Below are 12,520 nucleotides of genomic sequence, written 5' to 3'. Positions count from 1 at the left end.
GGGTAGTCCGGTATTCCGGTCCTTATTCACCTCTTGGGTTATGCTCGCTGCGCCGCATGCTTGAACCTCATATTGGCATGCAGCCAGCCCATTACGGCTTCGCCGTTATTCTGCAATGAAGCAGAAGCCGTGTCGATTATGATGTCGGGCGAGTGCGGTACCTCGAATGGATCGGAAACGCCTGTAAAATGGTGCAATTCCCCGTTTCTCGCTTTAGCATACAAGCCTTTCACATCACGGCGCTCGCACTCCCCGAGCGGGCACTGCACATAAACTTCCACAAATCCGGGCAGCTGCGAACGGGCATAGTCCCGCATTTCCTCATAAGGTGTGATGGCAGAGACGAGCACATCTACGCTATTGCGAGAGAGAAGCTTAGCGACGTAGACGATTCGTTTTATATTTTCCAATCGATCCTCCCGTGCGAATCCAAGTCCTTTACAAATCGTTTCTCTAAGCTCATCGCCATCAAGCAGCTCCACGTGCCGCCCTTCCCGCAGCAGCTCTGCTGCAATATGCCTGGCCGTTGTCGTCTTGCCTGCTCCCGACAAGCCCATGAACCATATAACCGAGCCATGTTGTTTATCCATGTTGTCCTCTCCTCTCGCCAAGTTCGGTCGCTTATCCGATTGCAGGTATGTCAATGGGCATCCCACCGGATTGATGCGAACGAATTGCGGCTTCAATAACTTCCTGTGCGGCAAGCGCATCCGCTCCTGACGCCTCGATCTTCTCCGGCGCATCGCCTGCTTTGACCTGCTCGATGAATCGATTGATTCGATGGGTAAACGTATCATTGAAGCCCTGCATCCCGCCAAACAGCGAGTTGCGTACAACGAGCAGCTCGTCGGAGTGATGCGGATAATACGTCATGCTTTCATACACATTGTCGATAACAAACCGGCCTTCATTACCTGCGACTTCGCAATATTCAATGGGATGCCGCATCGACATGTCGTAGCTGCCGGTCAAGTGGCCAACCGCGCCGGATGCAAACGTCACATTGACGGATGCGGTCGACCAGCTCTGCCTTCCCGGCGCCTTGGTCATGAACGCTTGAACCCGCTTAATATCACCGGCAAAATACCGCATGACATCGATGGAGTGAGGATGCAGAGCACGCATGTGCAGCCATTCCGTATCCTCCTGCGGGTTCTGAATCGTTAGCCTCATATTGACAAAGAGAAGAGAGCCTAGCTTGCCAGCTTCCACCAGCTCTTTCGCTTTGTAAGCAGCCGGCGTAAATCGATGATTCAAATTACAAGCGAGCCGGACGCCCCGTTCCCTGGCGGCAGCAACCAGCGTCCTCGCTTCCTCGATCCGATTAGAAATCGGCTTTTCTACATGGACGTCCTTGCCAGCATCGATCGCAATCATCGCGGGTTCAAAATGGTGACTGCCCTTCTCAACCCCCGCTGTCGCTACGACGACTAGATCGATCTGTTCTTTAGCCAGCAGCTCTCTCAGGTCGGTATACGCAGGAACGCCATGTTCAAGACCAGCTGCCTCCGCGCGTTCTGGCATCAGATCACAGACAGCCGCAAGCTCCGTATCTGGATGCTGCCGATAAGCACGGCAATGGATTTTCCCAATATGATTGACACCAACGACAGCAACCCGAATCATTTGGATGCCGCCTCCTCCTTGGATTGAAGGGAGCGCGCGCCAATAATATTGCCGATATGCAGTGACTCGTATGCCTGCTCAGACGAGGTGAACGTCTGGCCTTTGCCATGCCAATTCAGATTCGTATAGATCGGATTCGTACGACCCGTCTGCTCTTCACGTTTTGCAATATGGTCCTCCATCCGCTTCGTAAGCAGTGCAACGACTTCCGGCTGCAGTTCCGCCACATTGTTGTTTTCTTCTGGATCTTGGATCAGATTGTACAGCTCTACCTCCGGCTTAAAATGGAAGTCCGGCTCAAGCGATCGGATCAGCTTCCATTCCGGTGTGCGCCAGCCGTGCTTGCGCATCCACGTGCATTCCGTCAGATACAGCTCGCTTATCCGCTCTGAATCTTCGCTCGCAACCGGCTCAAGCAGGCTGCGGCCGTCGAAGGAAATGCCGCTGTCGATGCCAATCAACTGCAGCAGCGTCGGCATAATATCCGAGATGACCGACACATCCTGAGCCCGTTTTCCCGCAGGCAAACGCCCCGGAAACTTAATAATAAGCGGCACAACAAGCGTACAGTCATATAGGCCGTGATGATCAAAATAACAATCGTGCTCATACAGCGTCTCGCCGTGATCCGACGTGATAACGACAAGTGTCTCTTCCTCTAAGCCCAGCGCGTTCAGCTTCTCAAAGATACCTTGGATACAAGCATCCATATAAGCGATTGCTCCATCATATTGGGCACCAACATAAGCTTCATCCGTGACGCCTTCTGGAATCCATGACTTTAAGAAGTCGGCGAACGGCTTGAAATTATAAACCGGCTCCATGGAATCGTTGGCTGGGTCCTTTTCGTCCTTGCCGTAGAACATCCGCTCGAACGGCGCAGGCGGCAAATACGGTGAATGCGGATCCATATGCCGCATGAACAGCAGAAACGGCTTATCTTCTGCCGCCAGCCGCTCCAGCTCTGGAATAGCGACATCGTTTAGATTTTGCGCCTTAGGCGTACGTCCCGACTCGTCAGGCACCCAAGATTCATAATCGAGATATGTTTGGAAACCGCGCGATGATGGATTGCCAGAGAAGCCGACACATGATGTGTTATAGCCGTTCTCCGCAAGCAGCTCAGGCAGCGTCTTCACGTGACTGCCAAGCGGTCCTTCGTGGCGCAGCGCCACAACGTCGGTTCCGAACACATCCATACCCGTCAGCATCGATGCATAAGCCGGCGTTGTCGGAATGCCCGGGCTGAAATGGTTCTCATATAGAACGCCCTCGGCAGCAATTTTATCCAGATGCGGAGTAGTCAGCCTCGAATAACCATACGCACTCATATGATCCCGACGAAGGCTATCTATGCCGAACAGTAGAATATTTGGTTTCTTATTAGTCATTTTGAAATCCTCCTTTTGGATGAAGATAATGCATTTATCGCGCGTTCAGCTGTTTAAGAACCGCATTTAGATAGCCGTACGACTCAGCGGCTACGATGGATACCTGCGCAAGCGTATGCTCAGGTGAAGCACCAATGACCTCAACGACGACCGGTCCGTCGTAACCTCCATCCACCATCGCTTTGCAGTAGCCATATAGATCGATGTCGCCCCGTCCGCACGCCTGAAGCATGATCGGTCCAGGTCCCTGCTCCCGTCCTTTGCAGTCACGGATATGAACATGCTTTACGCGACTAAGCACAGCGGGCAGCGCCTTCTCCGCATTTTCGCCGGCACGGTGGATATGGCTCGGGTCCATGTCGATGCCGAACGCTGGGGAGATGATCGACTCCATCGCCCGCAGCGTGGTCGGCGTATTGTGAATGGCATTGCCGACATGAGCTTTGACGCAGAGCGTGATGCCAAACGAAGCCGCTCTCTCTGCCATCCGCGCAAGCATCTCGATAGATGCCTGCAGGTCTTCTTCGACTCCCAGCTTTCCGCCAGGACCAACGTTTACGATTGGAATACCAATTTCAGCGGCAGCTTCGAACGCTGGGAGCAGCCGCTCCTCATTGAGCGATGCCACCTCAGTCGATAGAAACGTTAGGCCGTTTTCCTGCACAATCGCCTGCAGCTCACTCTTCTGCTGCTTCCAGCGGCTGAGATCCAGATGCTCGCACATGCCTTGAATAGCGGCAATCTCTACACCATCGTAGCCGCATGCCGCAATATGCTTCGCCGCTTCAGCGAAGTCGAACTCTTTGAACAGTACGGAATTGACACCCAGTTTAATCATGAATGAGCCCTCCTGAATAATGGATTAGTAAAACATGTATTAGTTCATGTTCCTGCAATACCTACATAGAAATCGCAAGCAACAAAGTAGCTATCTTACTGAGATTATTTCAGATAAAACGGATCACCGTGCAGCGGCGGCAGCGGCTGAGGACGAACGACCTCTCCCCCACGTTCATACGATTCCTGTACGGCATGCACATACTCCAGCACAGCAAGCGCATCGCGTCCGCTGGCGCGCAGCGCATCCGGAGACACCTTGTTGTCAACATCCTCCAGAAATGCATGCAGACGATGGTTGAATGTCCGGTTGAAATCATTTGTTCCGAAATCCGTCACTTCAGGCTCAATCGGAACGCTGATCGCTGGAATGCCTTTGTCCGCTTTCCAGAACGATACTTTCTCGACGCAGTTCTCAATGGTGAATGTCCCCTTCGAGCCCCCAACCTCAAGACTCCACCAGCCGCCTAGTCCATAGACCGCATCGCCGCGCTGACTCAATAGGTAGCCAACTGCACCGTTTGCAAACTTCATATGGATACTGTTGATGGACACCATAACATCGCCTGCGCTCCGGCGGAAGCCTGGACGGTCGGAGAATGTCTGGATGTGCGTAATATCACCGCAGAAATGGCGCATAACACTGAATGGGTGGGTCAGGAACGCCCGCATATGGAAGTAAGGGTGACCTTTCACTTTATCCGAGCTGGCAAGCGCATAGTTGAGCTCGCCGCCGTTGAAGCCCATTTTAGCCAGACAATAAATTAATTCGCCTACCTCTCCGCTCTCCATATATTGCTTCGCCTTCTCCGCCGGCGGCGTAAAGTAATGGTTCAGATTGCAGCCTAGATACACCTTCTGCTTCTCAGCAAATGCCACCATCTCGCGGGCTTCACGCACATCGTTGCACAGCGGCTTCTCCACGAGCACGTGCTTTCCGTAAGACATCGCTTCCATCGCCGGTTCAAAATGCCAGCTGCCGTTGTCAATGCCGCCTGTCGTCACATCGATCACCTGAATATCAGGCTCATTCTCGATCATGTCCTTAAGCGTATAGTACGCTTTTACACCGTGCTTCTCTGCAGCTGCGTCGGCGCGCTCCTTAATGACATCGCATACCGCTACAACATCAGCCAGTTCATCCTCCTTGTAACAGTTCGCATGGTTGTTGCCGATCCCGTTCATGCCTACAATTCCGATTTTGACCGCCATATTCAACTTCCTTTCGTCCTCTGAATTGGATAATGAATTTCCTAGATCATATCGATAGCCTAGTCGCCAAGCCTTCATAGTTGTAAACGCTTTATAAGTTCATCATACTGTCTCCTTCTGTCCAAATCATGGCGGTTCGGGACAAAAACCTTTCCGATCGAGACTGCTTTTAAAAAAGGAGAGGCTCGATTTAGGATCTACATCAGACAGCTGGTAAGCTTAGGTCGATCAATGTTCTCACGAAGTGAGATTTGCAGCGAACGATTCACCGCAAGCATCCTAAAAAAACCGCAATCCTAATGACTGCGGCTCTCTGAATGAGGACAAAATCAATTACCTTACAATGAATTTCTGTTGTGCTCAAGTGGTGCAGTCCATGCTTGATTATCCCTTAATAGCGCCTGCTGTCATGCCGGCTACAATTTTTTTGTTAAAGAAAATAAACAGAATGAGCATCGGAATAGAGATCAGAACAATATCGGCAAATAACAAATTCCACGATGTCGTGAACCGGCTCATGAAGTTGTACAGCGTCAATTGCACCGTCGCATTGGAGGAACCTGGGAAGAAGTAAAGCGGATTAACAAAGTCATTAAATACGTTTATCGATTCAAGCACAATGATGGTTGAAGTAACGGGCTTTAGCAGAGGAAAAATAATACTAAAGAACAGCCGCCCGCCGCCCGCGCCGTCAATCAAGGCGCTCTCATCAATTTCACGCGGCAGCGTTGCCACAAACGCTTTGTACAAAATAGCTGCAAACGGAAAGTGCAGCGCAACCTCCACGAAAGTGATGCCTGCCAGCGTCTTGAACAGGCCGATCGAGTCGAGTACCCAGATTGTAGGCACGATCGCCGGCGGAATCATCAAACCTGCCAAAACTAGAAAGTTTAAGAAGGAAGAAAAGCGCCCCCCTTCTCTGCGATGCAGTACAAATCCGGCCATCGCGCTGACGATGATCAGTACAGTGATCGATAATACCGTAAGCAGCATGCTGTTATAAAAAGCGCGGACAAGCATATGATCGGCAGCAGTCAACACATCCCTGTAATTTTCCAAAATATGAAATGATTTCGGCCACGACATATTCATAAGTGCAGATTCGGCTTGATTTTTAAAAGAGTTGATAATGACAAAATAAAACGGAATCCAAAAAATGGCGGTGCTGAGCATCAGCGAGAACACGGCAACGATAATCCTCTTAACTGCGCTGCTTATCCCCCTGTTTTCGCCGCGGTTCAGCGGTTTACCCACACCTTTATTCATCACTCGGCTCATTTCGCTGCTCATAAGTGCACCTCACTTTTCGTCAGGTACTTATACAGAGGAAACGCCAGCAGTGACACACCGACAAACAAGATAACGTTGCCCGCAGTTGCTAGGCCGTAAAAACCCGCCTGATACTGCTTGTATATGATCGAGGCGATCAGGTCGGTCGTGAAACCCGGCCCCCCCTTCGTCATGGCCCAGATCAGGTCGAAGGAACGGAGCCCTCCGATGAATGAGAGTATGATGACCGAATTCATCGCCGGTCTGCTTAAGGGAACGGTAATATAACGGAATGCGTTCATGCTGCTCCCGCCATCGATTTTGAGCGCTTCGTAATATTCGCCTGGAATGGCTGAAATGCCTGCGATATAAATAACGGTAGCAACGCCGATACCTTTCCATACGTCTACTAAGGCAACAGACAGCAGCGCAATCTTCGTATTGCCAAGCCAATCGGGTCCGTTAATACCAAATACAGCCAGACTTGTATTGATCAGCCCTTGCGAAGGATGCATCATAATGGAGAAGGCGATCCCAACCGCAATCGTGCTAAGCAGTGTTGGGAAGAAAATAACAGAACGCAAATAGTTTTTAAATAAAACGGTAGAAGTGAGAAACGCACCAAGCAAGAGGCCAAGGACGACCTTGAGGCCGCAGGTTACAACCGCATAAATTAACGTGTTTCTGAAGCCGATGCTGAGCGCCGTCTCTGAGAAAAAAGTGACATAGTTGTCGAAGCCGATGTAATTCCAATCGGTGAGCGTCCAACGCGTCATACTGAAGAAGAGCGATAATACCGTTGGCAGCAAGTAAAAGACGAAGTAGATCAGAAATGCGGGAATAAGAAATAAATAAGAGTAAGTCCGAATCGTCAGCTTGGTCATGGCTCTCCCCTTCTTTCCGGAGAAAACGGACTCCGCAGCGTTTTGTGCGAAGCCCCGTCTTCAACTAGAATTCCCGCATGCGGCGGGCGTTCTACCAGCCCGGTAGATTTAACTGCTGCGCTTGTTTCAGTACGTCTTTGTCATAATCCTCGGCGCCCTTCTGCGCGGAGGTGATGCCGCTGCCAACAGCGACAGTGAGGTTCTCAAGGTTCGGGCCTTTGACCGGCGATACGAACTCAAGCGCAGGTGCCGTCTTGCCTTCATCGAAGTATTTCTGCATTTCTTTGACACCCTCGTAAGCATCGTCAGGGAGCTCAATTCCTTTAATAACATTGGGGCCTGCCGCTTTGACTTTGGAGGCAAATATGTCTTGGCCTTCCTTAGACACGAAATATTCCGCGAACTTCTTGGCGGCTTCTACTTTCTTGCTGTTCTTGTTGATGTACAGACCGCTCGGCATCCATACCGTCAGTCCGTTGACGTCTGCGCTGTCGCTCGGTATTGGGAAAACGCCGATGTCATTGATCTTGTCCGGGCTATTTTGCAAGATGGAATCAAGTGCGCTAGTCAGCATCGGATAGTGTACACCTGTACCATCGGCAAGCATTTTCAAAGCAACGTCATACGTTGTAGCTAGGAAGTCCTTATTCATGTAACCTGCTTTAAACGGTTCCTCCGTCTTTTCGAAGCTGCGCAGTGCAGCTGGTGTCGTTGCGTACTTCGCCTTGTTGTTCGTGTAATCGTCTGCGAAATTCGGAACCTGCGCCTGCAGGTTGTAGTAATCACCTAGAACAAACAGCTGGGACGTCCAAGTATCCTTGTAGGACGCGATAACAGCGGTTTTGCCCGCAGCTTTGATCTTCTCATTGTTCGCCATGAATTCGGTCCATGTTTGCGGGACGGTTAATCCGAGCTCACCGTACACCTTCTTATTGTAAAGTATCGCACCTGCGGAGCTTGATCCGACGGGCGCGCCGTACACCTTGCCATCGACCGTAACTACCGTTTTGAAGGAATCAAGCACGTCCGCCATAAACGATTCATTCGTCAGGTCGAGAAAGTTATCCACCGGATTAACTGCCTTCAGCAGCGAGCCCGTATTATAAACGAGAAGGTCGGACATATCTCCTGTTGCTAGGCGCGTCTTGACGAGGTTGTCGCCTTCCGTGCCATCCGGTTTGATGTCATACTCAATGGTGATATTCAGCTTTTTCTCTGCTTCAGTGGCAACAGCCTTGAGCGCTTCGAGCGTTGTGCCTGAATTGCCTACCATCAGCGTTAAGGTCGTTTTCGCTGCAGGTTCGCTTGTCGTGTCCGTTTTCCCGTTCGCAGCGCCGGTGTTGTTCTTCGTCGCAGAGGGGGTGTTGTTGCTGCTGCCGCATCCAGCGAGCAGCAGCAAGATCATCATCACGCTTGTCATAAATGCGAGTGTTTGGCTAGTCGTTCGTTTCATCGTTCTGCAGCCTCCCTTTGTAGGCATGGACCCTTGCTCCTTTCGGCAGCCGTCCATCGTTGCCTCTTTTTTGCATCACTGATGCTGTAAGTTACAATGTGATGAATACGCTTCCATAAAGAGCGAGCTTCCGTTCCAAGGGCCCGGGTTCCCTCGTATTTTCAGTCTAAGGGTTTATGTTTTTGATGAATACCTGCTCATTTGCTATTTTAAGGGGGGAATTTTTCCTTTTAACAACAGGAAGCGGTACGGGCTAGGAGACATCCAGCTTGCGAGAGTGCATCGCCCGCATATCATCTAACTGCTTGCTTGCACTTGGATCATTCGCTCATTTTGCGTTTTGCGAAGGCGGTCGGTGTTTCGCCTGTTATTCTCTTAAACAAATGAGAGAAATGTTTGGCATCGTCGTAACCTACCAGCTCGCCGACTTCAGACGGACGCGACGTGCCGTCGGCTAGCAGCTCCTTTGCTTTGCTAATCCGGTAGCCGCTCACATAATCAGAGAAGGTGTAGCCAGTTTGGCTTTTGAACAATCTGGATAAATGTCCAAGACTGACATGATGATCAGAAGCAAACTGCTGAAGGGAAAGGTCGCCTTGATAGTTGGCATGAATCCAGTTCATCAACACCGGAATGAGCCCTTTTGGCTTCTGTTCCTTTGATGTGTGTTTCCCTGCAATCCCGAATACTGCTGCCGTAAGCCATTCCTTGATTGGCTCATAGTCGGCCACTTCGTGCAGCAGGCTCATATCCTCCTGCAGTAAAATCGATGATTCTGCTTGCAAATTGAACTTCAACGAATAAAACAGATCGCTAGCAAACTGCACCAGCTGCTTTTGGGTGACCTCTTTGTACTGCAGTCCCTTGACGATACGCGATATCGTATCTCGTCCTCTTGCCATATCGCCCGCTTTAACCTGTGCTTGCAGTGCACGCGCCTTTACCCATATTTCAGAAATATCAGGCGCAGCCAGCTTCATATCCGGTGATGCCAAGGTCGGCTCGCCGATTCGCAAATGCTCTTCAAGCTGCTTTCCAAGGCGGATGAAGCTGCGATTCAGACTCTCGTTCTCTTTCTTTAATGTGAAGCTCACATGGAGAAGAATGCCATGGGTGTTCACATATTGGAAGAGCGATTGAAGCTTTGTCTTTAGCGACTGCGTAAATGCTTCATTCCCAGCGGGCAGCAGCAGAACTCTGCGGCGGCCGTCAATCGTAATGCAATGACTATCCCGCTCCTTGTTCAAGACGCTCCCGAAATGCGAGAGAATATCCGATGCCTCAAGCCCAGCATCCTTCCAAGTAAGCGGCGATGCCCAGTTCTCCAGAAGCAGCAGCACCATGAACATACGCTGCTGCTCAGCATCGGCGGGCTTAACATGCTCCATCGCATCCGCCGCCAGCAGCCGCTGCAGAAGTGACCACGCAACACGGTCGCTCCGGCTGCGCGACTCGTCTTCAATGCGCGCAAGCAAGCGGTCTACCGCCTTGTAAAGGGTCTCTTTCTTAACAGGCTTCAGCAAGTAGTCCGTCACGCCAGTTTGCATTCCTCGCTGTGCATAAGCAAAATCGTCATGGACACTGAGAATAATACCTTTGACGTCCGGATGGCTGCGGCCAAGCTCGGCCAGCAGCTCCACACCGTCAATGCCCGGCATTGTAATGTCGGTCAACACGAGATGCGGGACTACGGATTTCGCTGCTTCCAGCGCATCTTCCCCGTTCTCGAACGCAAGCACACGATGCTGCGGCTCGTATCGCTTAAAGAGGGCCTCGAGCTCCGCAAGCGCCCACCGCTCGTCTTCTACCAAAAATATATTCATCAGTCGGCCTCTCCCTTCACCTTGACGAATTGTTCATACGGGAACGTCAACCTAACCGTCGTTCCGCGGTCAGGGGAACTTATCAGCTCAACGCCATATTTGTTACCGTGGAACAGCTTGATTCGCTGTGCGATATTGGACAGGCCTATCCCCTGCCCCTCCTCGTCGTAAGCGTCCACCGCCTGTACTCTCTCCAACCTTCGGCGCAGCATGTGGATGCGTTCCTCTTCAATACCACAGCCGTTGTCGGACACTTCGATAATCAGTTCACTGCCAAGCCTCTTAACAGCGATGTCGATTCGACCGCCTGACTTGACCTTGCTCAGTCCGTGAACGATTGCGTTCTCAATTAGCGGCTGAACGGTAAGCTTCAGCACCGATGCTTGCAGCAGCGCTTCCGGCACTTCCATATTGAACTCAAATCGATTGCCGAATCGATGCTGCTGAATATTCATGTAATTGCTTATATGCTCCATCTCGTCATGCAGCGGGATAGGATGATGAAGATTTGTCATACTGTATTTGAACAGCTCAGCCAGCGATTCTGCCATTTCTGCAACCTCTTCGATGCCTCGAACCCTGCTGATAGACTTCATAATGTTAAGCGTGTTATACAAAAAATGAGGGTTGATCTGCGCCTGCAGTGCCGATAGCTGCGCATTCTTCTCCGCCAATTTGGATGTGTACACTTCGCTAATTAAGCGTGTAATACTATCGAGCATGTTGTTGTAGATACGGCTCAGACGGCCGATCTCATTGTTGCCGGTCACCTCCATTCTCTGGCTTAAATCCCCCTGCTCGACACGTGCCATCTTTTTCATCAAATTACGGAGCGGAAGCGTCATCTGATAAGACAGCACATAGGACACGAAGGCAATTAGACCCATCGCGAGCAGGCCAACGAGAAAAAGAATATAAGTAGAATGTTTCTGCTTGGACAGCAGGAATTCGTTCGGAATTAGAATCAATGTATTCCATTTTGTATAGGAGGATTTCGACGTTGTATAGATATAGCTCACGCCGTTCCACACCACCTCATTCGATTCATGATTGCTTTGGAAGATGGATAGATCAATTCCAGTGTCATTGGTGCCCGTCAGCTCATTCCTGTCGTCATAGACGACGCTGCCTTCATCGGTAATGATGAACGCTCTCATATTCCGTTCAACGTCGTTGCTGTCGGAATTGACGAGCATGTCCTTGATGACATTAACGTTAATATTAATTTTCATATAGCCCAAAACATCAAGGTAGGGTATGCGGCTGATGTTCCGTACGAAGGATATCACCTGAGCTTCACGATCACCGCCCGTATTCTCTATTGTGACAGGAAGAAGCAGAAATTTGACTCCGGGCATATCCAGCCGATTCTGATACCAGCTCTCGCTTTGAAGATCGAAGCTTATCTTAGGTCCCCCCGCCTTCGATACAAAATATGCGATGTCGTCCGTGGTGAAAATATAAATGCTCTGGAGCTGAGGGCGTGGCTGAAGATGAGTGAACAACCTTTTGTTAATCGTCAGTTCAATTTGGTTCTGCGTGACGGCTTCCGGGATTCCGTAATGATCAATTAAACTTTCTTGAATAATTGGATCGCCAATAATGGACACAGAGAGTTTCTCCATATCCTGTATATAAAGCTCAAAGGTTCGGCTGAACTGCCGAGAAATCGTGTCGGAAAGCGATAACGTTTGATTTTTAATATCGTTTACATTTTTATAGTAGAAAATAATACAGGTCAGCATGACGATGAACAGCGATACCGCGGAGAAGACGATGAACATTTTACTCTTCAGCAAGTAGTCGTTCCAATTTTTCATCATGGCTTCTCCTTATATAAAGATGTTTCCTCTTATTTTTGCATGAGGATGATCCCACCTATGAAAGCAAAGAACATAAACCTTACACTTAATTTGTTTAATGTATAGTATTGCAAATGCGAGACTGCAAATAATAAGGAGGAAATGAGGATTGGGAGTGTGAACTTCTATTTTCGACACGCATGCTAGTTTACCTTCAATGATT

Annotated in this window: 10 protein-coding genes; all 10 read right to left on the bottom strand. The window is 50.1% G+C overall.

Translation table 11 applies throughout. The features are described 5' to 3' along the window. Nucleotides 1-38 precede the first annotated feature (38 nt). The 10 genes from cysC to AC1DM9_RS22195 all read right to left on the bottom strand — a co-directional run bounded on the left by cysC (nt 39) and on the right by AC1DM9_RS22195 (nt 12,318). Entirely contained in the window at nt 39-590 is a 552-nt protein-coding gene (gene cysC, locus AC1DM9_RS22240) for an adenylyl-sulfate kinase (protein WP_477509190.1), read from the bottom strand. 31 nt (nt 591-621) lie between these two features. After that, nucleotides 622-1,626 carry a Gfo/Idh/MocA family protein gene (locus AC1DM9_RS22235; protein ID WP_477509191.1) on the bottom strand — a complete coding sequence of 335 codons (1,005 nt, stop codon included), beginning with the start codon at nt 1,624-1,626 and terminating at the stop codon, nt 622-624. Next, the gene (locus AC1DM9_RS22230) at nt 1,623-3,017 is read right to left on the bottom strand and encodes a sulfatase family protein (RefSeq protein ID WP_477582260.1); all 1,395 of its coding nucleotides are present in this window, start codon (nt 3,015-3,017) and stop codon (nt 1,623-1,625) included. Before AC1DM9_RS22230 ends, AC1DM9_RS22235 begins: the two co-directional genes overlap by 4 nt. A gap of 34 nt (nt 3,018-3,051) precedes the next feature. Further along, a complete protein-coding gene (locus tag AC1DM9_RS22225) occupies nt 3,052-3,855 on the bottom strand; it encodes a sugar phosphate isomerase/epimerase family protein (protein ID WP_477509193.1) in 804 nt (267 codons plus the stop codon). 104 nt (nt 3,856-3,959) lie between these two features. Next, on the bottom strand, nt 3,960-5,144 hold the full coding sequence (locus AC1DM9_RS22220; protein ID WP_477582258.1) for a Gfo/Idh/MocA family protein: 1,185 nt from the start codon (nt 5,142-5,144) through the stop codon (nt 3,960-3,962). Nucleotides 5,145-5,450: 306 nt separating this feature from the next. Continuing rightward, nucleotides 5,451-6,356, bottom strand: coding sequence for a carbohydrate ABC transporter permease (locus AC1DM9_RS22215; protein ID WP_477582256.1), 906 nt, complete (start codon nt 6,354-6,356; stop codon nt 5,451-5,453). Continuing rightward, nucleotides 6,353-7,219 carry a carbohydrate ABC transporter permease gene (locus AC1DM9_RS22210; RefSeq protein WP_475447957.1) on the bottom strand — a complete coding sequence of 289 codons (867 nt, stop codon included), beginning with the start codon at nt 7,217-7,219 and terminating at the stop codon, nt 6,353-6,355. Before AC1DM9_RS22210 ends, AC1DM9_RS22215 begins: the two co-directional genes overlap by 4 nt. Nucleotides 7,220-7,310: 91 nt before the next feature. Continuing rightward, nucleotides 7,311-8,672 (bottom strand): ABC transporter substrate-binding protein, encoded by a 1,362-nt coding sequence (locus AC1DM9_RS22205; protein WP_477582253.1) that lies wholly within the window; start codon nt 8,670-8,672, stop codon nt 7,311-7,313. Between the two features lie 320 nt (nt 8,673-8,992). Beyond that, complete coding sequence (locus AC1DM9_RS22200; RefSeq protein ID WP_477582251.1) at nt 8,993-10,495, bottom strand: response regulator transcription factor; 1,503 nt, start codon at nt 10,493-10,495, stop codon at nt 8,993-8,995. Next, on the bottom strand, nt 10,495-12,318 hold the full coding sequence (locus tag AC1DM9_RS22195; protein ID WP_477509198.1) for a sensor histidine kinase: 1,824 nt from the start codon (nt 12,316-12,318) through the stop codon (nt 10,495-10,497). The genes AC1DM9_RS22200 and AC1DM9_RS22195 overlap by 1 nt, the downstream gene beginning before the upstream one ends. Between the last annotated feature and the right edge of the window lie 202 nt (nt 12,319-12,520).

The organism is Paenibacillus sp. 01T431 (assembly GCF_056398625.1).
This window is presented reverse-complemented; position numbering and strand designations above follow the sequence as displayed.